The 26,094-nt window shown below is 39.9% G+C and carries 24 protein-coding genes; 6 read left to right on the top strand and 18 right to left on the bottom strand.

Annotated features, from left to right (window positions below):
• Positions 1-43 precede the first annotated feature (43 nt).
• Positions 44-733 (top strand): Uma2 family endonuclease, encoded by a 690-nt coding sequence (locus ACE1CA_RS02725; protein ID WP_413280156.1) that lies wholly within the window; start codon positions 44-46, stop codon positions 731-733.
• Between the two features lie 41 nt (positions 734-774).
• Here the strand turns inward: ACE1CA_RS02725 and ACE1CA_RS02720 are convergent, their stop codons facing one another.
• Positions 775-1,371 (bottom strand): Uma2 family endonuclease, encoded by a 597-nt coding sequence (locus ACE1CA_RS02720; RefSeq protein WP_413280157.1) that lies wholly within the window; start codon positions 1,369-1,371, stop codon positions 775-777.
• A gap of 98 nt (positions 1,372-1,469) precedes the next feature.
• Between ACE1CA_RS02720 and ACE1CA_RS02715 the strand changes: the two genes are divergently transcribed.
• On the top strand, positions 1,470-2,039 hold the full coding sequence (locus tag ACE1CA_RS02715; RefSeq protein ID WP_413280158.1) for a Uma2 family endonuclease: 570 nt from the start codon (positions 1,470-1,472) through the stop codon (positions 2,037-2,039).
• Between the two features lie 11 nt (positions 2,040-2,050).
• Here ACE1CA_RS02715 and ACE1CA_RS02710 read toward each other — a convergent pair whose 3' ends face one another.
• The 7 genes from ACE1CA_RS02710 to ACE1CA_RS02680 all read right to left on the bottom strand — a co-directional run bounded on the left by ACE1CA_RS02710 (position 2,051) and on the right by ACE1CA_RS02680 (position 8,254).
• On the bottom strand, positions 2,051-3,445 hold the full coding sequence (locus tag ACE1CA_RS02710; RefSeq protein WP_413280159.1) for a hypothetical protein: 1,395 nt from the start codon (positions 3,443-3,445) through the stop codon (positions 2,051-2,053).
• A 3-nt stretch (positions 3,446-3,448) separates the two neighbouring features.
• Positions 3,449-3,862 carry a hypothetical protein gene (locus ACE1CA_RS02705; protein WP_413280160.1) on the bottom strand — a complete coding sequence of 138 codons (414 nt, stop codon included), beginning with the start codon at positions 3,860-3,862 and terminating at the stop codon, positions 3,449-3,451.
• 5 nt (positions 3,863-3,867) lie between these two features.
• Positions 3,868-6,636: a CHAT domain-containing protein gene (locus ACE1CA_RS02700; RefSeq protein ID WP_486517631.1), complete on the bottom strand. Its 2,769-nt coding sequence runs from the start codon at positions 6,634-6,636 to the stop codon at positions 3,868-3,870.
• A gap of 154 nt (positions 6,637-6,790) precedes the next feature.
• Positions 6,791-6,991: a hypothetical protein gene (locus ACE1CA_RS02695; RefSeq protein ID WP_486517630.1), complete on the bottom strand. Its 201-nt coding sequence runs from the start codon at positions 6,989-6,991 to the stop codon at positions 6,791-6,793.
• Between the two features lie 102 nt (positions 6,992-7,093).
• Positions 7,094-7,531 (bottom strand): aspartyl protease family protein, encoded by a 438-nt coding sequence (locus tag ACE1CA_RS02690; RefSeq protein WP_413280162.1) that lies wholly within the window; start codon positions 7,529-7,531, stop codon positions 7,094-7,096.
• Positions 7,524-7,742, bottom strand: coding sequence for a hypothetical protein (locus ACE1CA_RS02685; RefSeq protein ID WP_413280163.1), 219 nt, complete (start codon positions 7,740-7,742; stop codon positions 7,524-7,526). Before ACE1CA_RS02685 ends, ACE1CA_RS02690 begins: the two co-directional genes overlap by 8 nt.
• A gap of 89 nt (positions 7,743-7,831) precedes the next feature.
• Complete coding sequence (locus tag ACE1CA_RS02680; protein WP_413280164.1) at positions 7,832-8,254, bottom strand: hypothetical protein; 423 nt, start codon at positions 8,252-8,254, stop codon at positions 7,832-7,834.
• A gap of 341 nt (positions 8,255-8,595) precedes the next feature.
• Here ACE1CA_RS02680 and ACE1CA_RS02675 point away from each other — a divergent pair, with 341 nt between their 5' ends.
• Together ACE1CA_RS02675 and ACE1CA_RS02670 are read left to right on the top strand one after the other, a co-directional pair.
• Positions 8,596-9,681: an ATP-binding protein gene (locus ACE1CA_RS02675; RefSeq protein ID WP_413280165.1), complete on the top strand. Its 1,086-nt coding sequence runs from the start codon at positions 8,596-8,598 to the stop codon at positions 9,679-9,681.
• Between the two features lie 83 nt (positions 9,682-9,764).
• Complete coding sequence (locus ACE1CA_RS02670; RefSeq protein ID WP_413280166.1) at positions 9,765-11,306, top strand: FAD-binding oxidoreductase; 1,542 nt, start codon at positions 9,765-9,767, stop codon at positions 11,304-11,306.
• Between the two features lie 19 nt (positions 11,307-11,325).
• On the opposite strand, the gene ACE1CA_RS02665 is transcribed toward ACE1CA_RS02670, so the two are convergent.
• The 8 genes from ACE1CA_RS02665 to psbO form a co-directional block, all read right to left on the bottom strand.
• Positions 11,326-11,631, bottom strand: coding sequence for a type II toxin-antitoxin system RelE/ParE family toxin (locus tag ACE1CA_RS02665; protein ID WP_413280167.1), 306 nt, complete (start codon positions 11,629-11,631; stop codon positions 11,326-11,328).
• A complete protein-coding gene (locus ACE1CA_RS02660; protein ID WP_413280168.1) occupies positions 11,628-11,894 on the bottom strand; it encodes a ribbon-helix-helix domain-containing protein in 267 nt (88 codons plus the stop codon). Before ACE1CA_RS02660 ends, ACE1CA_RS02665 begins: the two co-directional genes overlap by 4 nt.
• 101 nt (positions 11,895-11,995) lie before the next feature.
• Complete coding sequence (locus tag ACE1CA_RS02655) at positions 11,996-12,478, bottom strand: KTSC domain-containing protein (protein ID WP_413280169.1); 483 nt, start codon at positions 12,476-12,478, stop codon at positions 11,996-11,998.
• A gap of 296 nt (positions 12,479-12,774) precedes the next feature.
• Positions 12,775-14,088 carry a histidine--tRNA ligase gene (gene hisS, locus ACE1CA_RS02650; protein ID WP_413280170.1) on the bottom strand — a complete coding sequence of 438 codons (1,314 nt, stop codon included), beginning with the start codon at positions 14,086-14,088 and terminating at the stop codon, positions 12,775-12,777.
• A 117-nt stretch (positions 14,089-14,205) separates the two neighbouring features.
• Positions 14,206-14,490 carry a hypothetical protein gene (locus ACE1CA_RS02645; protein WP_413280171.1) on the bottom strand — a complete coding sequence of 95 codons (285 nt, stop codon included), beginning with the start codon at positions 14,488-14,490 and terminating at the stop codon, positions 14,206-14,208.
• 12 nt (positions 14,491-14,502) lie between these two features.
• Positions 14,503-16,362 carry a hypothetical protein gene (locus ACE1CA_RS02640; RefSeq protein WP_413280172.1) on the bottom strand — a complete coding sequence of 620 codons (1,860 nt, stop codon included), beginning with the start codon at positions 16,360-16,362 and terminating at the stop codon, positions 14,503-14,505.
• Positions 16,363-16,671: 309 nt separating this feature from the next.
• Entirely contained in the window at positions 16,672-17,448 is a 777-nt protein-coding gene (locus ACE1CA_RS02635; protein WP_413280173.1) for an RNA polymerase sigma factor SigF, read from the bottom strand.
• A 523-nt stretch (positions 17,449-17,971) separates the two neighbouring features.
• Positions 17,972-18,799 carry a photosystem II manganese-stabilizing polypeptide gene (psbO, locus tag ACE1CA_RS02630; protein ID WP_413280175.1) on the bottom strand — a complete coding sequence of 276 codons (828 nt, stop codon included), beginning with the start codon at positions 18,797-18,799 and terminating at the stop codon, positions 17,972-17,974.
• Positions 18,800-19,354: 555 nt separating this feature from the next.
• Here psbO and ACE1CA_RS02625 point away from each other — a divergent pair.
• Positions 19,355-20,074 carry an MORN repeat-containing protein gene (locus ACE1CA_RS02625; RefSeq protein WP_413280176.1) on the top strand — a complete coding sequence of 240 codons (720 nt, stop codon included), beginning with the start codon at positions 19,355-19,357 and terminating at the stop codon, positions 20,072-20,074.
• A 44-nt stretch (positions 20,075-20,118) separates the two neighbouring features.
• On the opposite strand, the gene ACE1CA_RS02620 is transcribed toward ACE1CA_RS02625, so the two are convergent.
• Positions 20,119-20,931 (bottom strand): tetratricopeptide repeat protein, encoded by an 813-nt coding sequence (locus ACE1CA_RS02620; protein WP_413280177.1) that lies wholly within the window; start codon positions 20,929-20,931, stop codon positions 20,119-20,121.
• Positions 20,932-21,160: 229 nt separating this feature from the next.
• On the opposite strand from ACE1CA_RS02620, the gene ACE1CA_RS02615 reads away from it, so the two are divergent.
• On the top strand, positions 21,161-23,464 hold the full coding sequence (locus ACE1CA_RS02615; RefSeq protein ID WP_413280178.1) for a methyltransferase domain-containing protein: 2,304 nt from the start codon (positions 21,161-21,163) through the stop codon (positions 23,462-23,464).
• A gap of 375 nt (positions 23,465-23,839) precedes the next feature.
• Here the strand turns inward: ACE1CA_RS02615 and ACE1CA_RS02610 are convergent, their stop codons facing one another.
• Positions 23,840-26,065 carry an O-linked N-acetylglucosamine transferase, SPINDLY family protein gene (locus ACE1CA_RS02610; RefSeq protein ID WP_486517629.1) on the bottom strand — a complete coding sequence of 742 codons (2,226 nt, stop codon included), beginning with the start codon at positions 26,063-26,065 and terminating at the stop codon, positions 23,840-23,842.
• Positions 26,066-26,094 lie beyond the last annotated feature (29 nt).

The raw sequence follows: 26,094 nt of genomic DNA, 5'->3' as shown, positions 1-26,094 counted from the left end.
TACCTTGGCAAAATAAAAGAAACACCTCAACAGAGGTAAACCAATGGTTAAAATTCCTACCAAACAAGAGATTATTTATCCCGAAAGAGACGGAAACCCAATGTCAGATAATACAAAACAGTTCCGTTGGATTACCACAATTCAAGGTGGACTGGATGCACTTTTTCGGGACGATCCAAATGTTTTTGTAGCGGGAGATTTGCTTTGGTATCCCGTTGAAGGAGATAATAAAACTCGCTGTGCTCCTGATGCGATGGTTGTATTTGGTAGACCGAAAGGTGACAGAGGTTCTTATCTACAATGGCGAGAAGATAATATTGCGCCGCAAGTAGTTTTTGAGGTACTTTCGCCAGGGAATACTTTAACGGAAATGGCTAAGAAATTGGCATTTTATGACCGTTATGCTGTAGAAGAATATTATCTTTACGATCCTGATAAAGTAGATTTAAGTGGTTGGGTGCGTTCTTCTAGCAATGGGAGATTAGAGGTAATTGATTCGATCGCAAATTGGATCAGTCCAAGATTAGGAATTAGATTTGATTTAAGTGGTGAAGAATTGCAAATTTTTGCGCCTTCGGGACAACGATTTGCTACTTATGTGGAATTACAAATAGCAAGGGAAGAACAACAGCAACGAGCAGAAGAAGCAGAAGCTTTGTTGGAAACAGAAAGACAACGAGTCCAAGCATTAGAAGCGCGTTTGCGAGAGTTGGGTATTGAACCAATTGATTAAGGTACGTTGTTGCGCTTCAGCGCTAAAGCGCAACAACGTACCTATTTTTGTAGTGCTTGTTGAAATGTTTTGATAGCATCAACATGATTTACCATATTAATACAACGCTGCAACAAATCTAGATCGATTCCTTTGACTTCTTCACTATGAGAAACCTTTTCATAATAAAGTTTATTCCCTTCTTCCCGCAGGTGATAAACTTCTAAAACTCCATCTTCCCAGAACCAAACTTCTTTGATTTTTAGCCGCTTGTATGCTTCTAATTTGTTAATACCACCACTGGAAAAGACAACTTCGATCGCTAAATCAGGACGCACTCTACCAGGAGCAAGTTTATAAGATTCATCCGCTTCTCGCTTGACACCAGCTGTTTCACTTTCCAGCGTCATTGAGCCAGTTGGAGTAAAATCAAATCCTGCTATTAAAAGGTATTGTTCCAACAATGCGCCGATTCTTTGTTTAATGATTTCTTGTGCTTCTCCTGACCTTCTTCGGATCTCCAAAACTCCATTTAAAAAAGAAAATCTATAGCCTGGACGATCTAAAATTTGCTCAACTGCTTTGAACTCTCGCCAGGTGAGTTCTTCAAATAAAAGGGGGGATTCTTTTGGGGGTGTTGCGATCGTTCCAAGTGTCATTTGAGTGTCCTGTCTGTTTCCAGATGCAAAATTAAAATTAAACTCAAAACTATTTCATTATACTATTAATATTAGCCCCAATAATAAGGAGTTTTGTTATGAGTTATGCGGCAGATCGAGGAGTACATTGGACTACCGCAGACATAGACCTTTTACCAGAAAATGAGGGGACGCGCTATGAAGTTGTGGATGGGGATTTGTATATGACGAGAGCGCCTCATTGGAAACATCAACGTACTTGTTTTAATGTTTGTCAGGAAATTGAAATTTGGTCACGTTCTAGCGGTTTAGGACAAGCTACTATCAATGCAGGAGTATTATTTAGTGAATCAGACGATGTGATTCCTGATGTGGTTTGGGCGAGTAATGAAAGGTTGACTTTGCTATTAGATGAAGCTGGGCATTTGACTGGTGCGCCTGAGTTGGTGGTAGAGGTTTTGTCTGCTGGTACAACTAATGAACGACGGGATAAAGAGGCAAAGTTAAAACTTTACGCATCGCGGGGAGTTGAAGAGTATTGGATTGCTGATTGGCGATCGCAAAAAGTAGAGGTTTATCGAAGAGAAAAAGCCAGGTTGGTGTTAGTGGCGACGTTGATGAATGATGATGAAATTAGTTCGCCTTTATTGCCTGGTTTTAGTTGTATTGTGTCGAGGTTTTTTCTGTAGAGATTGGGGGTTTAACGCTGTTTCCAGCGTAGGAAGGCGAAAAATAAAACACCGAAGAGTAGACCTATACCCAAACTGCCGAAAAACACACCTGCTGGGTTTTTTGTAGGAGGTTGGGCGAGGATTATGGCTGAGGTAACTTGACTGGTGGCTAGTCCTATACCTGCGGCGGCTACGGTTTTGTTTAGGGTGCGATCGCTTGCAGTCTGACGAATGTTACTGGTACCTTCTAGAGTACGAATGAGATTTTCTAGTAAGGTTAATCCAGTGTTCAAGCTGGTATAGTCGGCTTCTACTTGTCGCAAATAGCGTTCTTTGGCAAAGTCACCAAATTCTATTAAAAAGCTTAAATCTTTTTGCGGGTTTTTATCTTTTTCTGTTAGTCGTTTTAGGCGTTCTTGATAATTTTCGATGTTAATGTTTAGGGTGCGGCTTTGGGCGTTTAATTTATCTAAATCTATGGCATACCGAGCCAGTGTATTGAAAGTATTATTTAGGGTTGTTTCTAATTGTTTTAAATCTGATTGTGTTGGCTGAATTTGTTGATTGGCGGGAACAATAACGCTGATGGAATTTTTCACAAAGAGATAATCGTTTTTTAGGGCAGTTTTGGGTTTGTGGCTTTGGGCGTATGACCAAATTATTTTATGGCGATAATGAAAGAGGCGAATTAAATCAAAATAAATGTCTGCCATTGTTTGGCGAATGGTATCAATTGGGATGTGATGAGGAAATAGCCAGATTTGCAAATGTTCGCTCTCATCTTTCAGGTTTTCCCAATTAGCAGGAAACCGCCATAGTTCAAAAACGGTTGCGCCTAAATAATTGCCTTTGCCCCAAAAGTCTCGATTCCAATCGGGGTGATTAAAGAGTTTATTATAACATTTTTGAGCGACAAATTCAAGCTTTTCTGGCTCTTTAATTTCTTGGTTTAGTTGTGTCCACATCAGCCAAGTTTGACCAATTTTTCCCCTGACGTTTTCTCCGCCGAGATGTTGCAAAATAGTCTGTTTTCTTTGGGTTAAAATGTCGATGTTTTGGGGCGTATTATTGAGGATTTCTTTGCCGTCAGCGTAAGCACCAGAACAATCAACTTGCAGGGCGTAAGTATCGCCTAACTGGAGAGGATAGTAATAACCATCGAGGGGAAGTTCAAAAATTTCTACTTGCTCTTTTTCTAGGAGTTGAACAAAACTGGCTTCGGCTTTTTCTGGCTTGGCGAGTTCTTCTAGAAATGTTTGATCTAGGGTTTTTCCCGAAATATTGTATTGGGGATTGTTATAGACTTTTTGCCAAAATTCCCGGCGATTTTGTTTTATTTCTTCCTCAGTTTGACCTAACCCTTCTCGGAGGTCGTAGAGAAAGAGGTCAAGGGTAGGATAAATTAATTTAATCGCTTCATTCATGGGTTAAAGGATGGGGATTGATGGCACCATATAGAGAATTTCTGGGATTTGTTTTGCTGCGGTTACTGGGTCGGGGGCATTCAAAACTTTCTCAGCAATTTCTATTAGTTTATCATCGCTTAAGTCAACAGAAATATTTTCAATTTCTAGGGCGCGATTTTCTGCTGCTTCATTTACTTTTGGTTTTGGGCCTTGTTTTTGTATTGCTGCTGGGTTGAGCAAGGCTTGGCGGTTTTTTTGGTAAGATTCATTGAAGGTGGAATCACTTTTGGCTAAGGTATCGAGTTGAGCGATTCTATCAGAAAGTGCCTCGCTTATTTGGTGTAATTCTGTGGTTTGTGCTTCTGGTAAAGGGGTGTTTTGTTGATACAAAGCAACCAGGAATGCTTTAAGGGTAATTTTAGCAGCAGGTTTCATATATTTTAGGCTTGACCCGTAATTGTAAAAGCTGACCAATGGTAAGGATGGGTAAAAGGTTGTTGGTCTACTTCCATTGTATTCGATCGGTTAAGGGCATCTTCTAAGAGTAAACGCAGGTTATCTGCATCGGTGGGGAGGGATTCTAAGGTTTGGGCATAAAAGCTTTGGATATCACCCCAAGTTGCCTGTCGCAACCATTTTTGGGCTTTTTTTAGGGCGACGGGTTCGGGTTCTCCTTGCCGCAATAGCTGGTAAAATTTCATCATCATCAAGGCACTGGCTTCTGATTCCACTGTCCACAGGGTACTGACGACGTAGGTAACTCTGCGACTGAGAAAACCGCTGACGAGTCCGATGTATTCGGTGGTGATGCTTTGGTTGCCTGTGATGGCGGTTTCGCAAGCTGCAAGGCAGACGAGTTGGAAGGGATGAAGGGGGATTTGGAAAATTTCTTCTAGGGTAAGTGTATCTTTGCCTCTGAGGGCTAAATAGGATTTTTTCGGTTGGAAAAAGTCATATTCTCCATGTCCGTTGAAGTGAAAGATTGTATAAGGTGAGGCTAGGGCGGTTTTGATGGCTTGGGCAGTAGCGGCGTTGTCACTGAGGCGGTGGGGATTTTCAAAGAGTTGGGATATTGCGGTTGATTGAATTTCGGCGTAGGGTAAGTCTTCAAAACCTTCGCTGTTGGGATGTTCTACGCTGAAAAGTTTGCTTTGTTTTTCTGGGTTTTTCCCCTGTGTCATTAACCCAATTTTGGCACTGGGTAAATAGGTAATGGTGAATTTATCGGCAAAGAGGGCGTGAAGGGGAAAGCGGTGTAAGTCGCGGTGGGGAATTAAGATTAAATGGGTGATTCCGGTTAGGGTGGTTTCAATTTCTGGGATGTGGAGAATTTCTCTTAGTTGCTGTAATTTTTTGGGTAAGTTATCGCGCCAGTTGGATGTTTGTTCTGTTTCGGATTTCTTATCTTTGCCATATTCGGTGTATTGTTGATTCCAATCTTTCACCCAATCTTCAAATTTTTCTAGGCGGTTGAGAAAGTCGGTTTCTGGGGTTTCTAAGGTTTTTGGGGTTTCTCCATGTTTAATAATAAATGTAGTTAAGGCTGCGGGGCTGAGATGCCAGTAAACTATCGCGGTTGTGGGCTGCAAAAGTTGTTGAATTTCGGCATATTTGGGAGATGCAATTTCATCGCTATAGGCATAGAGTAGCCAAGAGAGGCAGGCATTTTTTCCGTCTTCTGCGGTTTCTAATGCTTCGATGATTTGCCCTGATTGGATGGCGATATCAACGGTTAATTGTTGGAAGCTGGCAAATTTGAGGGCGAGTTGTTCTTTCTTCCCCTGGCTTTTCGATTCATCTATTAAACGTCGCAATAAATCTGTGCCATCTCGTTTTAATTGTTCTGCTTCAGGGGTTCGCTTTAAGCTTAACAATGCTTTGATTAAATCTTGCAAAACCTCTAAATGCAGTTCGGGAAAAGCATCTGAAGTTAAGGTTTCGAGTGCTTGATTATAACTGGTAACGGCTTCAGAGTTTTTTCTTTGGATATAATGAGCTTTGCCAATGGCATGATTTAATTCTCCCCAGCCTTGAGGGTGTGTTTCTTGGGGGCAATGTTTCAACCCTTCTTGATAACATAACAACTCCCCTTCGTAGCCACGCTGATTTAAGGTGGGATTTGGTATCACAGCGGGAGATCGGGGAAATTGGATCTGTAAAATGACAGCAGCTTGGGAATAATAGTGAGGTGAACTTTCCGCTGCAATACCTCGATTGATCCAGGCATCGTGTAAGTCAGGTTTAATCGCCAAAGCTTTGTCATAAGATGCGATCTCTTCTTCAATTCGTCCTAAGTTACCTAGCGCATATCCCCGGTTATACCAGGCTTCGTGTTTGTCAGGTTTAATCGCCAAAGCTTTGTCATAAGATGCGATCGCTTCTTCAATTCGTCCTAAGTTACCTAGCGCATATCCCCGGTTATACCAGGCTTCGTGTTTGTCAGGTTTAATCGCCAAAGCTTTGTCATAAGATGCGATCGCTTCTTCAATTCGTCCTAAGTAATATAGCGCCAATCCCCGGTTATTCCAGGCTTTGTGTAAGCCAGGTTGAATTGCCAAAGCTTTGTCATAAGATGCGATCGCTTCTTCTAATCGTTCTAATTTACCTAGCGCATTTCCCCGTTTATACCAAACTTCATGTTGGTCAGATTGAATCGCCAAACCTTTGTCATAAGATGCGACAGCATCCTGAAAATTTCCTTTCTTAAATTGCTGATTACCTTGCTCAAACCATACCTCTGCATCATCTGTTGTGACATCTGCCTCTATCACTTCACCCGAAGCAACATCATCTAATTGGGGTACTTGCGCCAGTAACCGCTTACCAATTTCCCCCGCTACTTTTCCCAATTCCTTACCGTAAACTACACCCAGCAACACCATTCGCCGCGCCAACTCCTGATGCTGTTCTGGTGTCGCCTGCAAATTTTCCGCAAAGCGATGTAACCAAGCAATTAATTCCGCTTCGTCAATGCGTTTTCCAATTAAAAAGTCAGAAGTATCCCCCCGACTCCACCCTTGATTCACCCCTTCCAGCAGTTCGCTAAATATCACTTCATACTCAAGATCCGTCCGCTGGGGTTTACTTCCGTTCGCTTCCACTGGGGGTAAAGAATTTTCCTCACTCCCCGTTGGCGGAGAGGTTGTTCTCCCAATCCCCAATAAGCGCTGAAAAAACCGTTGGATTCTCCGCCAAAATCGCCGCAGCATTGCTGGTATCCTTGCACTGCACTTTATTTGTGATTGTAGCGAAATTGGGGGCTGGGGATTGGGGATTGGGGATTGGGGACTGGGAATTATTTTTAGAGTCAATACTTTGCTAATTGGTTGGTTTATTTATTACTGTTAGTAGGGGAAAATTGATTTAAGGGAAATAAGTGAGATTGATTAATGTGGGGCGATTGTTAGTGGTTGGCGATCGAGGTTTTTGAGTTTGGGAATTTGTGGAGATGGCGAGCTTTTGTGATTTGCGATTTTTTGTGATTTGCGATCGACTGACATCTTGTACCTGCGCTGTTAGCCCGCCTGCGAATTGATTGGCGGGTGGATGTTGGGATTGGTGCAAGATCTGCGATCGAGGTTTCTAAATTTTGGGAGGTGTGGAGATGGCGATCGTAACTTTAATAACTTGGCTGGGATGGTGCGTTACGTTATCACGCTTCGCACCCTACAAATGATTATTGACTTGAATTTGTTTAGGACAAATTTCAAAAGCTAACTGAGAACCATAGAAACAAACGTCAAATTCCGAAAAGAAATTCAACCGCCCCAAAAGCAAAGGAACATCATTCGATTCTGCCCAAGCAAAAACCAAATTAACTGAAGAGAACTGCCCAACTTTAGCTGATACCAATATCCCCCGTGCCTCGACTGGAGCCAGATTACCTGCTAAAGGAATTGAAAGCGTTTGCTGTTCCCAAATTATTCCTAATTCTCGCCCAATTTCATAAGGCAAAACGTTGATACTAGCTCCTGTATCCAGCAATCCTAATACATCCAAAGAACGATTCTGATAAGTCAGGGTTAGTGGTAAATAAGGTGTGCTGTTAGGTACGCCAAACTCATCGTACTTTTCAACAAAAGGGAATCTCTGTGCATTAAGCATTTTCAGTTTCTTGATTCTCTTCCAACAGTTTCGCTAATTTATGAGCAGCTTCATGAGAACCATAAGGCGACCAAACTCTATATGCTGTTCCACTTTCCAGAGGCGTTACACCTTCCTCTTTAGCCAATTCTGCTACTAAAAATTGCATAATTCGCAACTTGTCAGCACGAGATAAACTTTGCAGCATTGGTAATAAATCACTCACAATCATAAAATAGTATTTGAAGTAATTTCAGTCAAATTATAACACCCACAATCCCGCCTGCGAATTGATTTACAGGCGGATATTTAAAGAGGAATCTAACGAATCGTTAATTTAAAAGTATATCGAGGATTACTCAATCTATAAGGTTGTGCAATTACTACTTTGTAATCACCCGTGATTGTCGCTTCAAAAAGGTTATCTTGTGGCTGATCGTAAGATTTACCATCAGGCGTGATAAAAGTAAATCCAGAAAGTCCTTGTTCTTCATTACTTCCATCAGCACGTTCACCTTTCCAAGTAATATCAGTAATTATTTGTTGACCTTTGTTAGCCCGAAAAATATAAGTATCTTGATTACCTAAAGTTACAGCGCCATTAATTACAGATGATGAAGCGCCGGGAGGAAACTGCACGCGACGGGTGATTCCTCTGCGTTGTTGGGCGTTAACTTTTTGTAAAGAACTTGCGCCGAACATGGCTAAACTGATTCCTAAGTAAAGAAGCGATCGCCTTTTCACAACTCTCTCCTAATTCTCCAAAACTCAATCTCCTTTGACTTGTTCGAGTTTAGCGTATTTGGTTGCGATCGCCCTGAGCAGCCAACCTGATAGTTAAACCCTAACAAATCAAAGTATACACTTTAGTTAAAACTATTATTTTGCGAAAATTTACTAAAGTTAAAGTTAACATACTTATAAATGATACTGATTTTTGCGTAGCCATCTTTTACTTTAGTAACAATTCCCCAAAAATGTAATAATTAATTTTATTAAGAGCCGCCAAAAATTCAGACTATTTAATACATCTGCCGTAGGATAGAATTATGCCATTAGTCTGTATTAAAAGTAGGTAACTCAATATGGAACTGGAAGTGCATCAATTTATTTCCTATTTTGAGCCAGAACAAGCAGCGCAGTTATGCCAAATGGCTATTTTGGAAAGCTACCCCGAACAAAAAGTCGTTTTTGAAGAAGACGAAGTTCCTGACTTTTTGTATTTGATTTTGGAAGGACAAGTGGAGTTTAGAAAAAAAACAGCTTATGATAAGTATCATTTGGTTGCTATAGCTAAACAAAACGATTTTTTCGGGGAATTTGGGGTTTTAGATGGACAACCGCGTAGCGCTCAAGCGATCGCATACACAGGCGCAGTTTTAGCCAAAATTCCCCGCGAAAAATTGATGGAAATGTTAGATAATACAAAAGGTTCTGTAATTCTCAAACTTTTAGGTTATATTGTCCGCCATCTCCGTGCTACCACTGCTCAATACATTAATCAGATGGTTTATCAGGAAAAAATGGCTTTAATTGGCGAAATGGTTAATACAATTATTCATGATTTTAGAAGTCCAGTAACAGGAATTCAACTAGCCAGCGCTATGTTAAAAGAAACTCATCCTGATGAGGATACAATTGAATGGTGCGACATCATTCAAGCGCAAGTTAAGCGAATGTTGGGAATGGCGGAAGAAGCGTTAGAATTTGCTAATGGTAATGCAGTTTTAAAGAAACAACCTGTCAAGCTAAGGATATTGTTAGAGCAGTTTGAAAAGCTGAATCGAATTTATTTCAAGGATACTCATGTGAATTTTAAATTTGATGTACCAGAAATTTTGCTAAATGTTGATGAAAACAAAATAATGCGAGTTTTGCAAAATTTAATTAGTAATGCTGTTGAAGCTTTTAACGGTAATGGTGGTTGTATAGAAGTAATTGCTAAGAATAAAGAAAGATTTTTGGAGATTGAAATATGCGATAATGGCCCTGGAATACCAGAAGCTATTAGAAAGAATTTATTCGATCCTTTTGTGACTCACGGAAAACGAGGGGGTACAGGATTGGGAACCGCGATCGCAAAATCAATTATTGAAGCGCACAATGGAGAAATCTGTTTTCAAAGTAGTTGCAAAGGTACTACTTTTTGTATTAATTTACCACTGGCATAATACTTAGGGTTAATGTATAATTAGAAAAGCTCATTTTCTTATTAAATTTATTACAACAGTTCAGTAATCAGTTTGTTTTTTTTATGACTTTAACTGAGCAAATTCTTAGCCAAATTCCCGGAAATGCTTTGGAAGGACTCCGACGAAGCGATCGCCTTTGGCAATCCTTAAAAGAGGATACTATACCAATACCTCAATTAGTCAAACAAAGCGACTTACCATTAGGAACATTAGACTGGGATGTAGTGATTTGCGGTGGTACTTTAGGCATTTTAATTGGCGCAGCTTTAGCAAATTTAGGTTGGCGAGTCGCTTTAGTTGAACGGGGAATTTTACGGGGAAGAGATCAAGAATGGAACATTTCCCGTAAAGAATTAGAGGTATTTTTAGAATTAAATTTGCTGACAGAAGAGGAATTAGAAAAGGCGATCGCAACTCAGTACAATCCTGCAAGAGTCGGTTTTTTAAGTGGTAAAGACATTTGGGTAACAGACATTCTCAACATCGGTATCGATCCAGTTTATCTCCTAGAAACTATCAAATTAAAGTTTCTAAGTGCTGGCGGTAAACTCTTAGAAAATTCACCGTTTCAAAGTGCAGTCATTCACCCAGATGGGATATTGGTAGAAGCAAATGAAACTTTAAAAACTCGATTATTGATTGATGCAATGGGCAATTTTTCTCCCATTGTACAACAAGCGAGACAAGGACAAAAACCGGATAGTGTTTGTTTAGTAGTAGGGACTTGCGCTAAAGGTTTTACTGAGAATAAAACTGGAGATTTAATCTATTCTTTCACACCTTTACAAAATCAATGTCAATATTTTTGGGAAGCTTTTCCCGCTAGAGATGGAAGAACAACTTATATGTTTACTTACTTGGATGCAGATCCCAAACGTCCAAGTTTAGAAGAATTCTTTGAGGAATACTTGCGGCTTTTACCAGAATATCAAAATGTGCAATTATCACAATTAAAATTTGTTAGAGCCTTATTTGGTTTTTTTCCCAGTTATCGCCAAAGTCCGGTTAAAATACCCTTCGATCGCATTTTACCAGTAGGAGACAGTAGCGGCGCACAATCTCCTTTAAGTTTTGGTGGATTTGGTGCAATGGTGCGTCATTTGCAGCGGTTAGCTAATGGGATTAATCAGGCGTTAGAGTGCGATCGTCTAACTCAAAATGACTTATTATTATTACAACCTTACCAACCAAATTTAGCTGTAACTTGGTTATTTCAACGCACCATGAGTGTAGGGATAAATCAAAAAATTGCCCCTGAACAAATTAACCAGTTACTATCAGCAGTATTTTCAGAAATGGAAAATTTAGGAGATTCAGTACTTAGGCCATTTTTGCAAGATGTAGTCCAGTTTCCCGCTTTAACAAAAGCTCTGTTAAAAACTCAGTTTTCCCACCCAGAATTAGTAATTAAAATCATTCCCCAAGTTGGCGTATTAGCATTAATTGATTGGTTGATACATTACTTCAATTTAGCAGCTTATTCAACTTTAAATCAATTAGGTGCAAGCATCCAACCTTGGGTAAAAGAATTACCACCAGTACCACAATATTACCTGCAACGCTGGATTGATGCCTGGAAATATGGTTCTGGTGGTGATTATTAGGCAGTTATGCTAGTAAAATTTATTTATCATCGGAATCAGAAAATAATGATTCCAAATCCCGATATCCACTCACCACCCGAACAATTTCTACCCCATCCTCAATTACCCGGTAAAGAACAATGTAACTATCCAAAGGAACACCCCTTAATGTTGGTTCAATTTCACCATAAGAACGCCCCATATTAGGAAACTTTACCAAATTTTGACATTTCTGCTCAAACCGATTTACAAACTGTTCGCCAGCTTCTATATTTCGACGCAAAAAATAATCAGAAATCTCATCTAAATCCTGACTAGCAGCTGGTGAAATAATGTAACGACTCATTCTTGATTCTCACCAGCTTTTTTGAATTTTTCCCGCAGTTTAGCAATAACCACCTCCCCATCAATCCCTTCGCCTCGATTAAGCTGCTTGATACCAACCGCTACTTTTTCTCTAGTTTCTTCCAACCATTTTTCATACTGTTTATCCCGTTCTTCCAGCAGCCGTAACGCCTCAACAATTACATCGTAGGCTGTTTCATATTTACCACTTTTTAGCTTGGCTTGAATCAACTGTTCCTCTTCCAGTTTTAACGAGATATTCATCTTCCGAAAACCTCCTAACCTTATTCAATCTATTGTACTGAATTCTCTGGTTAAAACTGGAAGATTTGGGAGGTTCTACCTCCCCTGCTGCGATCGGAGTATTAAGCAATTTTTAACCGAGAAACAGGCTGGTAATTCTCGGCTTTTACTGGCGCATTTTTAGGATATATCACTGTATATGTTTCCATCACAGTACCATCATCTAAACAATGGCTAACATAATGTCCTTTGATTTCTTTGTTGAAAAATTTACCTTTGGAATCAGAGTCTAGAAAACGTTGCCAAGTTTTCATTTCCACATCAGCATATTGATAAACTGAACCGCTATTAAACTCAATTTGCAAAATTTTTCTTTCTCGATCATATCCTGCTGCCGCTGCCATAGTCGATCGCACTGACACCATCGGAATTTCTGTTTCCTCGTTCGCTATTTCGGCAAGTTCCTTTAGTCCTTCGTAAGCATAGACAGGAGCAGGAATTTCCAAAAACTCCATCTGATTACCGCGATCGATCAACACTCCCAAATGCTCATCTTCATAGCCAACAGCTACCACATTTTTTAAGTCAATATTAGTTAGCTTCATTGCTACTTCTCCTGCCAATTTTAGAAAATATTTGATATTTAGTATCTATGTACTATAATTATAGCAAAAAAATTTTCTTGTTGGATGTAAAGACGTTCTATACAACATCTCTACTCACATCTTGCAGCAGAGAGGTAGAACCTCCCAATACTCGTTCCCAGGTTCAACCTGGGAACGAGAAGCAGAGGCTCTGCCTCATTCTCAGGTTGAACTAGTAGTCCGTCAGGATAGATTTGAGGGGTAACTCAAATTTACAAAACCTATTTTTCAAGACTGTTTTGAGGGGTTGCAACCCCTCAAAACAGTCTTGACAGACCACTAGTTACACCCGAATGTTGGTAACTATCGATTTCCTTTCGCAACTGTTCCGTCTTCTGCAACAAATCAACCTGAGAAATTGTTTGTTGTTCTTTAGTCGTCATCCACTTCAAATTAACTGATTGATTTTCCGCCTCTTCATCTCCCAAAATCAAACAACCAACAGCGCCACTTTTATCAGCACGAGCAAACTGTTTCTTAAACGCACTACCACTTAAATCGAGTTCCACACTAAATCCAAGTTGGCGCAACTTTTGTCCTAAAATTAATGCTTGAGCTTCCGCTTTTTCTCCTCTGGAAACCACATAAAAATCTAGAAATTGCCTTGGTTTTTCCTGCAACTTTTGTAACAGAATAATCAACCTTTCCAAACCGATCGCCCAACCGATCGCAGGCGTATCAGGCCCACCTAATTGAGCTACCAAACCATCATATCTGCCACCACCACAAACCGTCGCTTGAGCACCCAAATCATCAGAAATAATTTCAAAAGCCGTGTGCGTATAATAATCCAACCCCCGCACCAACCGAGGATTCAACTCATAAGAAATTCCCAAATCAGTTAACAACTGTAATACTCGATCGAAATGCCGTTTAGAATCACTGCTAAGATGATCTAAAATACTCGGAGCATTGAGAGAAATTTCCTTAGTCCGTTCATCCTTACTATCTAAAATTCGCAAAGGATTGCGAGTTAATCTATCTTGAGAATCAGCATCTAACTCATTTTTATAAGGAGTTAAATAATCAATCAAAGCTTGGCGATATTGTTGCCGATCTTCAGCATTTCCCAAAGAATTAACATCCAGACGGAGAGTTTTTAACCCCAAAGTTTGGAGGATGTTATTAGCGATCGCAATCACCTCCACATCCGCCCTTGGATCGGAACTTCCCAAAACCTCCACCCCAATTTGATGAAACTGCCTTTGCCTTCCAGCTTGCGGACGTTCATAACGAAACATCGGCCCAGTATACCAAAGACGCTGCACGCCACCTTGAGCAAACAAACCATTTTCGATAAAAGATCTCACTACTCCAGCAGTACCTTCCGGGCGCAAAGTGATCGATCGATCGCCCCGATCCAAAAAAGTGTACATCTCCTTGCCCACCACATCAGTAGCCTCACCAATGCCACGTTCAAAAAGACCAGTTTCCTCAAAAATCGGAGTGCGAATTTCTTGATAAGCCGCCTTACCCAAAATTTCCCTAGCCGTTGCTTCCACCTTCTGCCAGTAAACAACCTCTTCCGGCAAAATATCCCTCGTACCCCGTAAAGCTTGAATCGTACCCATAAATTAATAACTGCTGATTGTAATGTAATTGTAATAGTTCATTGCCAAAAAATTCAGGAGAAAAAAATACAAGAAAAGGTAAATCCCTTTCCCATTTTCCTCTCCTCTTTCTCCTTATTAAGAATTGCCGATAACTGCTTTGCCGTAACGTTGTTGATAGTACGCCAAAATTTGCTCTACCCGTTGATGCGAAGCCTGACTAGCAGTTTCCCCATACTCAATCCACAAACTTCCCACTTGACTCTGAAGATAACCAAAATCCTGAGACTGCTGGGGTGTTAGACCTGTTTCCACCCCAGAAACTTGCCGTAAATGAGCAGCAATTTCTCGATACACCGCTAAAGGCAGTCCCGGAAATTCAACTTCGTACTTAAATTGATTTTTCTCGCCTAATTCACTCATTGTTTACAGAAATTAAACATTTGTTTGGCGTTTAGCTGTTACAGGAGTAGGAAACACAGCTTGTCTTCCCGGCTGTGCTTGTGCTGGTGCAGCTGGTCTTTCTCCCACAGCTTTCGCCACCTCTACACCATTCTGCTCCAAAACTACCACTGGTTCTGAACCTTCATTAAACTCAATCCGTTTTACCAACACCTGACCATTTGCCAACCGCTGCCCTGCTCTAACATAACGGCTACTTGCCTCGTCAGGTGCTCTAACAATTGCTTGCGGTTCAGTACCAACAACCACCACTCCAGAAACTAGTACAGCTTTCGCCAAAGTCGGGTCTGGCGGAGGTGGTAAAGTAGGAATTTCGGGAGGTGCAGGCGGTGCCACAACTGCCGGATTTGGTGCAGTGGCTACAGTGCGGTTAGGTGTTTGATTACCTTGTGGCGCTCTCGCTACAGCACGAGGTTGTTGAGTCCGTTGTGGCACTCCAGCTACAGCACGAGGCTGTTGAGTCCGTTGTGGCGTTTGGGCTACTCTTGCTGCGGGTCTTTGAGTAGTTTGTCGAGTTCTAGCCACTGTGCGATTTGCTTGAGCCCTTTGCGGAGTTCTAGGACGGCTAGCAACGACCGTAGCTATACGTGGAGTGTATTCTCGTCCATTAGCTGCTGCTTGTACATAGTTCCGAGCGCGATTCCAGTTTGCTTGAAGCACATCTTCTAAAGAAATGTATCTATTGCCACCAGCTTCAAAAGTTCGCACTCCATACTGTCTTACCAACAAAGAACCCAACTCAGAAGATACTGGTAAAAACTCTTCCCTTGAAGTAATCAGGAAATTCCAAACTCTTCTGGCTGAATCATACTCCTGAAATGCGGATCTCAACTTTCTGAAAACCGGGTCATTATTTGCTTCTGGTTTTCTACCATATCGATCAAGCAAAACCTTCAGTTCTGTAACTTGCCTAACATAATCATCATATTTCATGTTTACCTCTAAACGAGAACCAACGGCAAAGAATTGGTCTATAAGCGCTTGGGCATCTCGATTTAGTCTGGGCGATTGGGTTGCTACTCTCTGACCTGTAGAACCTCTCGATACTACAGGAATTGTTCTTGGTGCTTGCGGTGCCGTTCTTCTAGTTGTTTGGCTAGCGGGGGCAGTAACAACTCTGGGAATACCAACTACTGGTGCTTGTGCTGGTGGTACTCCTCCCACTGTAGGAACATTCCTGGCTGTTGGTGCTTTAGTAGTGCCAGGAATACCAACTACTGGTGCTTGTGCTGGTGGTACTCCTCCCACTGTAGGAACATTCCTGGCTGTTGGTGCTGTGGTGGTACCAGGAATACTAACTACTGGTGCTTGTGCTAATGGCACTCCTGCCACTGTAGGAATAGATCTATTTTGTGCTTGAGTCTGAGTAGGAACTCTATTAGGATTTTGGTTTTCTGGTGAATTTAAATTCACAGGGGGCAGCCCAAAAGGATCTCTGTTAGCTTTAGCTATTTGTTGTTCTACTTGTGCTACCCGCTGCTTTGGGTCTGTTGGTTGTATTAATTGTGGTGGTGCATTAACAATTATATTTGGTGCTGGTTTGGTTGCAGTTGCTCCAGGTGTAGGTTTCGGTTTTTGTTTCGCATCAACCATTGGACTGGAAAATGGTTGAGTTGGCGTTTGCTGCGGTGTCGCTCCGGTAGTAGGTGTTGTAGCAGTGGGTGTTGCTCCGGTAGTAGGTGTTGTAGCAGCGGGTGTTGTTCCGGTAGTAGGTGTTGTAGCAGTGGGTGTTGTAGGTGAAGGAGAAGTGGCCGTTTGATTTTCACCGCCACCACATCCACCCATTAGAATAGCCAGTGTCCCAAATAAGGCAATCAATGATAATTGACGCATTGCCTGTCTCCCTAAAAGTTTTTAGCCTCCACTAGAATGTCTATTTTTGAGACTAGACATTTAGTGATGGCTCGATACTGTTATATATTAAACTGCAATTCTCAAAATATACGGGAGTAGTTACTTAAATTTGAGTTTTGATGTCTTCGTTGCAGTTAAATTTTTGTTTCGACTTCTTTGGAAAAAGGGTTATTTTCTATTTGCTTATATTTATATGCAGGAAATGAGCAGATACACCAAATTTATTAAAGTTATTTTATTGAAGGTTCCTGCTTACTAGATGAAATGAAGAAATTTTTCTGTTTAATTTTAATCGTTGCTTCCTGCCATTAACTCCTTGAGGAGATCCAATCCTTTTTTAACCCGCCGAGAGACAGTCACTACACTGATGTCTAAGCGTTGTGCTACTTCTTTTTGGGTTAGGTCATGGAAGAAAACAAATTCTAAAATTTCGCGGGTTCGTTCTTCTAATTTAACTAATGCTTGTTGTAAGCGGATTTGATCTTCTTGGGCTAACTGAAAACTGCGGTAATGAGGGTCTGGGACTAGTTCTGCTAAGGGTCTAGCTCCATCTTCGTCATCTCCCACTGGTACATCTAGACTTATGGGGGCGCGATTTTGACAGGCTAGTTTAATTTCTTGCCATTCTTCTGGAGGAATTTTTAAGGCGGCAGCAACTTCTGCATCTGTTGGTTGACGGTGCAGCTTGCTTAGAAGTTCTCTGCTAATTACTATTCCTTGTCTTTGTAGTGTTAACCAGCGCCGGGGAATGCGGACTGAGGGACCTCGGTCTCTGAGATAGTGTTGAATTTCGCCTCTGATGTAAGGGAGTGCGAAAGAGCTAAAGGCGTTGCCTTTGGAGATTTCAAATCGCTCTATGGCTCTGATTAGTCCTAAGCAGCCTACCTGAAGCAAGTCTTCATAACTTTCTGTACATTGATTGCTCCAGTAGTGTGCTTCCTTTCTTACTAAGCCAAAGTTGAGGTTTACCAACTGATTACGAGTAGTGGCTGAGCCAGTTTTCCGGTATTCTTGCAGTAATTGCAAGCTATCATTTTTTAAATCGTGAGACAGATTGGTAGGCATAGCGAAGTATTGGGGGTAGGTAGGCTGTACCAGGGTTATTTTCGATTCAGTTTTATCACTTTAGCAGTCTAGTGGTGTGTGATCTCCAACAACATAAACTATTGGGTAACGATCGCGTTTTGCTGATTTGCTTGTGTAAACTGGAAGTGGAACTGAATCTAACCAAAACTTTGTTAATTTATCACATTATTTGGTGGTGGGTGTTATCCAAGGAAGGATAACTACTTTGCCTGGTCGAAGTTATATCTTTAGATTATTCATTGGCTATAGCTCTAACAACCCAATATTTACGGAAGTTTTGATTTAATTGCAACAATCGATCGACTGCGAATTTTTATTTAAGTAAGTCTTTAAGTAAGGTTAGGCGATCGCATTACGTATTTCTAAGTAGAAGCGGAATAATTAACAGAAGAAATCACGGTTTTGGTTCCTACTGGCAATTTTACCCCGCTCCTACTAAATTCATTGATTATTTTCTGCTGTTTTAGTTTGACGATTTTAGCAGTGTTGAGCGATTTGGATATTATGCCTGGGATTCAACTCTGGCGTAAAATACGCCGCGAATTTTCACTTCTTTGGGTTCAGCAGCTCCCAAATCGGTATCCGAAGGCTGTTCGCTCTCAAATGTACCAGCAATTTCACCTGTATTGCTGTCTACTTTGGCTACGCGGAGGGAAATTTTTCCTTTGCCTGTTTCTGTACGCTTGATGTTAGCACGGGTTAGTTCTTCCCGATCGGCTTGGGAGGGAATGGCTACGGCGCTATCATATCCAGTAGCTTCACCACGAGCTTTGGGGTCTAGGAAGCCAGCAGACCGATAGGAAGGAACTTTGTATTCGCCTTCAAAGTCGGTGGAGGTGTTGATGCTTTCTGAACCTGGTTGGGTTGTCGCTACTAAGCTTTTAATGGTGAATAGGAAAGGAACTCTTTCGCCACCTGGCAATTGAACGGTAATGGCTTGGAAATCTAAGCCGTCTTCTTCGATGAAGGTCAAGCTACTGTCGGGGTTAATCTTCAGTTGGCCTTGTACTTGGTCAATGCTGGAGGTGTAACGAGTCAGTAGTTTGCCGGGAATGAATTCTGCTTGTTGGCGTTTGTTAAGTGGTTCTTCTTTAACAAAGAAAGTTGTGGGTTGTAAGCACAATCCCCTAATTACGTAAGATTCACCGGATTTAAGTGCGATCGCTCCGCGAGTAGTTTCTTCTAACTGCGGGCAATTATTAGCTAAACCAGTGCCTTTAATCTGATCGTATGTCAGTTGCTCGGTAGCTGTTGCTGGGCTTTCGCTACAAGCAGTTAGCACACACAAGCATAATGCTAGGAGTGCAACGATAAAACCGCGATACCTCATGGTCAACCTCTGTACCTAACTTCAATCTCTACTTAAACTCAAATGTGAAAATTATTGCCCTGCCGTCAAACATCATGCCAATCTACTTAGGCTTTGCAAGCTCTGGCTGTGATACCTTGAGACGGGGGTAGTCGGCTTGACTATTCTCCTTCTCTAGGAAATCTTTTGAACTATTGCCTAATTCTAGACTGGATTCATTAGATTTTTTATTGGCTCGGCTAAATCTCATACAGCATTTTACAGAAAAATGTGCTCACTCCCACTGTTAAATTAACTATTAATTGAAGTTAAGTAGTTTGTGTTATGGAGTAACTGGGAGAATGGTGAGAGCAAAATTTTTCCTTATATTTCTCGCTTTCCAACATTAAATTAACTATATTACGATTGATTAACTTTGTAGCGTTTTTAAGTAATTATGTGCTTTGAGCCTGACTAACTTATAGCGAAAATCTCAAATCTAAAATCGAATGACATAATTAGATTGCCAGGTGACAAATGATGAAAAATTGCGATAAAACATTTTGTTGATAGGAGATAAGGGAGATTGTTTACCGTATGTTTAGCCCAATTCAGAAGTTAGGAATAGTAGTATTAGCGGCTTCTAGTTTGGGAATCATTACTAATATGATGAAACCCATGCCTTCGGTTGGTCAAGTTGTGATTAAATTTGCGGATGGCACTTATTGTGAGGGAGCTTTTCAAGGTAACAGGCTCAACGGTAAAGGAGTTTGCGCGTATAAGGATAAAGGTTCTTACAGAGGACAGTTTCGTGATGGTCAACCTAATGGAATAGGTGTGTTTATATTTAAGGAAGGCGATCGCTATCAAGGACAATTTGTTAACGGTCAACCAAATGGCTATGGGGAATTCATATTTAAAGATGATAACCGTTATCAAGGAGAATTCCGCAATGGTCAGCCTAATGGTACGGGTGCATTCATATTTACAAATGGCGATCGCTATCGTGGCGAATTTCGCAATGGACAATTTCACGGTTTGGGAGTATTTTCTTATGCTAATGGCGATCGCTACCAAGGTCGGTTTGTCAATGGTCAAATTCTTGGCGGCGGTGTATTTGTTAGTAATGATGGTACGCGATGTCAAGGAGAATTTTTTAACAATACTTTAGATGGCAGAGGAGTTTGTGTCGATAATAAAGGTAATCGTTATCGGGGTGAACTTCGTAACGCTTTACCTCATGGCAGAGGTAATATTGTGTTTGCTGATGGACGCAGCTTTTCTGGACAATTTCGTAATGGTGAACCAGTCCGCTAAATAAATTTAAAACTAGAAGGAGCGGGAATTGTCAATTCGTTAAGTTAAGTAGACTTAGGCTTTGGTAATTTGACACTTACGGCTCCTTCTGGTGAAATAATTACTTTTCCTCCCTGTGCCTCTATTTTCTGTATTACTTGCTTACGAGTCCGATCGTCATTGGAGTTTAACGCATTTACTAATACCATTGCCCAAACAGCTTCTTGAGCCGATGTAAGGTCAGGATCGTTACCTAAAAATTCCGCAGTTTTGCGAGAAAGTGCCGCAATATTTTCACTTTCTGCATCCAAATGTTCGCCAGCCCATTCTGCTGCTTTCGTAAAGGATTTTTCGGCTCTTTTAGCATCTCCTAAAAACAATAGTTCATCAATACCTTTATAGCGCCAAACATAATAAGCTCTAGGTTGTTTGGAACTAAGCAATTTTAATCCTTTTTCCATCAACGCAATAGATTTTTCTGGTTCTCCACCAAATAGAGAAACACTATTAGATAAAAATAGATATGATTGCAAAAAGTGGGGATCGCGGTTTACAATAATCTCAAAGTACTCTGGGCTTAATTCATATCCAGTGCGACTGCGGGCAACATCATCACCAAAATATTGTAGGAAACTCAGCATTACCCAATCAGCTATTAAGTTGCTAAATCCCAAAGAAGGTATTTTTTGGATCAACTCTAATCGGAGTTTTTCTGCCGCTACTTCTCTTTTTAAATCTTCGATCGATGCAGTTTTTGATTTGGTGATGAGTTGATTCAACTGAGGTACTTGCAGCCCTACTAGTGCTAATAAACACACAAGAGCTACTAAAGAAGTTACTAAAGAAGAGGAAAATTTAAATCGAGATAGTGTAAACATAAACTTCAACCCAATTTTTGTCCCTTAACCAAGTGTCAAAACTATCTATAATAACTAATAAACTATTTTATAGCGTTTTTCTTGCCTTGAGAGTCCACCCAAGTTTTTTACTGTTCCCTGTCTGCTAAAGGGAAGAGATTTGGGCTTCATCAGCATAAGAATTGCTACATATAGCGTAACTTTTCTCATGAAACCAAGTAATTATATCCTTTTTTAATCCTTTAATCCAATGATGAAATGCAAAATTTGTCAATCACCAGCTATTCATTTTGCCAATGCTAGAATTCTGAATAAATATGATGTTGATTACTTCAAATGTGAAAATTGCGGATTCGTTCAAAGTGAAGAACCTTATTGGCTTTCAGAAGCATATACTAATGCCATAGCCAGTAGTGATGTAGGCATAGTCTTCCGAAACTTAGAATTTTCCAAAATTACCAGTAACATAATATTTTCTATTTTCGATTATGATAAGCAATTTTTAGATTACGGTGGAGGTTACGGTTTATTTGTGCGCCTCATGCGAGATGCTGGGTTTGATTTTTATTGGTATGATAAATTTTGTGAAAACATTTTTGCCAAAGGTTTTGCCACAGGATTAGAAGATAGTGAATACGAACTAGTAACTGCTTTTGAAGTATTTGAACATTTTGTCAATCCCTTAACGGAAATTGAGAATATTTTAAGGTTTTCACGAAATATATTGTTTAGTACTAGATTACTACCAGGAAATAATCCTAAACCGGATGAGTGGTGGTATTATTCTTTATCTGAGGGACAATATAATGCCATTTATACAGTTAAATCTTTATTTCTACTTGCTGAAAAATTGGGATTGAATTTCTATTCAAATGGTTCAAATCTATATTTGCTCACAGAAAAGCAGATACCAGAAATTTTATTTGAGAGTTTATGTTATGCTCCTCCACCAAATAATAAACTTCCTTCTTTGATTACGAAAGATTATTTAAAAATAATTGGGCAAAGTGAAGAAATTGAGGAAGAATTACCTCCGCCAAATGTTAGATATTTAGATAAAGATAAATTTAAAGTAATTATTGATGGAGTGTTTTTTCAGTCGTTTAAGACAGGGATTGCCCGACTATGGAAATCTTTATTAGAAGAGTGGGTAAAAGATGGTTTTGCAGAACATATTTTAGTATTAGATAGAGGGAAAACTACTCCGAAAATTTCGGGAATAAATTACCGAGACATCCAACTTTACAATTATAGTATGGCATCTTTCGATCGAGAAATGCTCCAAAAGATTTGTGATGAGGAGAATGCTGATTTATTCATTTCTACTTACTATACAACACCAATTTCAACGCCATCAGTATTTATGGCTTATGATATGATTCCTGAAGTTTTAGGATGGGATCTTAGCGAACCCGCTTGGCAAGAAAAGCATTTTGGGATTCGGCATGGAGTTGCTTACATTACTATTTCGGAAAATACAGCCAAAGATTTAGTAAGATTTTTTCCCGACATTTCACCAGAGTCAATTACTGTAGCTTATTGTGGTATCGATCGCAATTTAAGCCCAGCAAGTACTGAAGAAATCAATAATTTCAGAACTAAGTACGGAATTACGAAACCTTATTTTTTATTAGTAGGCGCAAGAAGCGAGCATAAAAACGGCATTTTATTTTTTCAGGCATTCGACAAACTTTATAATAAATTTGGATTTGATATTGTTTGTTCAAGTTTCGATCCTATATTTGAAGATGAATTTCGTGTCTATACTTCCGGTTGCACTGTCCACAAACTACAACTGAACGATATAGAATTAAAAGCTGCTTATTCTGGTGCTGTCGCGTTAGCTTTTCCCTCTCAATATGAAGGATTTGGTTTACCTGTTTTAGAGGCGCTTGCTTGTGGTTGTCCGGTGATTACTTGTTCTAATTCTTCAATTCCAGAAGTAGCAGGAGAAGCAGCATTATATGTAAACTATAACGATGTTGAGGGAATGGTAAATGCTTTATGCGATGTGCAAAAACCTGGAGTACGCAACTTATTAATTGAGCTTGGATTGACACAGGCGAAAAAGTTTGCTTGGACAAAAATGGCAAATGAAGTGCGCTCAGTTCTAATCAACACATCTCTGCTAAATTTAAAACTAAGAGCAGTTAATATGATAATTTTCCCTGATTGGTTACAGCCAGAAGAATCTATATATTTGGAATTAGAAGCAATAATTAGGGTTTTGGGAACTCATGAAGATAGAAACCAAATTACCCTGTTAATCGACATTAGTAGTATTTCCGAAAATTCCGACTTAGATGTGAATCTGTTGTTATCTAGTGTGGTGATGAATCTGCTTATGCAAGAAGATGTAGATGTTACTCATGGACTGGAAATATCAACTGTTGGCAAACTAGATTTTCCACAATGGGAAGTTTTGTTAACCCGCCTTCACTCTCGAATTAGTTTGGGAAATGAAAATCAACAGACGATCGCAGCAACAGCAGAAACAATACCGTTAATTACATTAGATAACCTTGCCAATACGCGATTCGCTTCGGCAACTTAAATAAGTAATAGTAAAAGACTACACAGCCAAAGATTACTATACTAATTATGGCTTTGCCTCCCACTTTGAAAAAGTTGTCCCAGAGGGAGTTATGGTATTATCACCTTATTACCATCGGAAAATATTAGAGAAAGTTTATTTTGATTATAAAGCAATAACATTTAAAAATGGCTCTCCCGTACTTGTGGTGGAAAACTCTGGTTTTAGGGACTGGGGACTGGGGACGTTCGGCTGAGCGCTCACGTCGAAGCCTAGGGACTGGGAAACTTTGTGGAGTAAGCACTTTGCTAATTAATTAGGTTTACTTATCACCATGAGTACTGGAGAGCCTTAAAAATTTAAATATAAAAGGCTTTTAGCTTCTGCCTTTTTGCACTATTTTTGAATATACCTCGCCCACATTTCTTGGAAAGCAGTTTCCATTTCACGAGTAAATTGCTCGGCATTCCATAGAAGTGATGTTTGCCTTGACTGTCGCAATTTCTCCGCAACTTTTTGCCGCAAAGCTGCATCTTTCCCTAACTTTACACCCCAGTTTACATATTCTTCATCTGTCCAAGCAATTCCTTCAGTTACACCAACATTCATCATCATAGTGTAACTATTACGACTGGCAAATTGTTCGCCCACTTTTGTCACCAAAGGAATACCCATCCACAAGGTTTCTAAAGTGGTAGTTGCTCCATTATAAGGATAAGTATCTAATACGATATCAGCAATTCCTAGATTAGCTCGATGAATTTCTTCAAAGGCGACATCTGGAAGAAATCTGAGTCGATCGCTACTCAAACCTTCTGATTCTGCTATCTTAATAAAGAAGCTTTTTAGGGAATTTTGTTCAGCAGAACCTTTAATTAAAAAATAGCTATTAGGTACTTGTTTCAAAATTTTCATTTGTAACCGAACTGTGTCGGGATGTCGCTTAAAGCCCATTTGAGAACTAAAGTAGATAATAGCATCTTGAGGAATTTCTAAGCGATCGCGACGTAAAGTAGGAACTCCAATTTCAAAACCATCTACCGCTAAATAAGTTTTTGGTAATCGCCAAAGAGTTTCGCTATATTCTTGTTGCGCTGTTTCCGGTAAAACATAAGGATCGACTATAAAATAATCAACTGCTGGTATTCCTGAAGCATCCCAACCTAACCAAGTCACTTGAATCGGTGCTGGTTTAAGAGAAGTAATTTCCGAGATTACATCTAATGTAATACTATCTAAATCAACTAAAATATCTATTTCATCCTGATAAATTTGCTCGGCAATTTCAGCAGCATCTAAACCAAATTTATAAGCTTTATGTACTTGGCTAATATACCATTCCTGTAAGGGATCTTGACGTTGTTGAGCATTAATTAAATAAGCGTAAGTTTGAAACCGATCGCGATCATGATATTTAAACAACCAACGTGCGATCCAACCTACAGAATGTCTTTTTAAACAGTGGGAAACATAGCCAATTTTTAAAGGTTTATCTAGAGTGGGTTTTTGAATATCAGCTTTTCTTGGTGGATATAGAGAGTAGCGATCGCCAGCATGAGATTTAATATTGAACTGACAAATTTCAGCCACTTGATTTTGCAAGCGTCTATTATTTTTCAGATCGTCTCGAAAATAGGGTAAAAAGTAAGTAGAAGAAAACAACCGAATAACTGTCGTTAAATCAAGCGTTTTATCTTCCATTGTAAATAGAGACTGCAACAGCGATTCATGTCTTTGAAAAACCGAAACAGCTTCCGACCAATATTCACCAGCTGCCACCATTAATCCCCGAATAATCAGATGATTAGCAAAAACTTTTTCCGCTAACCCAGAGAATAAAGAATAGCAGAGTTTAGCCATTTCTATTCCTTGAGAATACTCGCCTGCATCCTGATAAAAATTAGTTAATTGAATCAAAACCTCTGGACTAATCGGATCGAATTGTAAAGCCAATTCCAAAAAACGTGCTGCCAATGCCGCTTTTTTAGCAGAGTAAGCTATTTTAACAGAAGTTATAATTAAGCGATCGATAAAAATATAAGGTTCAGGCACAAACGGTACACAAGCAGAGGCAAATTCCAAAGACGATGGGTGCAAAGGAACCACATCTAACACTCTTTCCAATACCTGCATTAACAGTTGAGAATCTAAATCTTTCAATTCGGAAGACTGAAGAATTTCCACCACTCCAAAAGAATTTAATTCTTCTCCTGTAAAACTTTCCAAGTTAATAGCTAACAAAATTAAGCGTAATAAATTGTTAATATTGTTAATATTTACCGGATTAATTTCTCGAATATGTTGACGAATTAACCAAGCAACCGAATAATCTAATATAGCCTCTCGCCGTTGAGCTTCTGTTTCGAGAACCTGGATTAATTCCTCTGTCCACAGTTCAATTTGTTCTGGCTCTGCCTCTGCCATTGCTGAGAACCAAGTCATCTGAGCCTCAGTTTCTTTTTCTTGCAAAAGCAAAACTAATCCTAAATACCAATAATAAGATTGGTTGTTAGGTTCAGATGAAATTGCTTGTTCGTATAGGTTTACAGCTGGAACATAATTCCCAGTCACCAAACATTGATAAGCCTGTTGTTGCCAATTCATCTCATTACTAGGAGTCATACGATAGAGCAAGAAAATTTTTGAGTTTC

The organism is Floridaenema evergladense BLCC-F167, assembly GCF_041929205.2.
In the GTDB taxonomy this organism is placed as follows: Bacteria; Cyanobacteriota; Cyanobacteriia; order Cyanobacteriales; family Aerosakkonemataceae; genus Floridanema; species Floridanema evergladense.
This window is presented reverse-complemented; position numbering and strand designations above follow the sequence as displayed.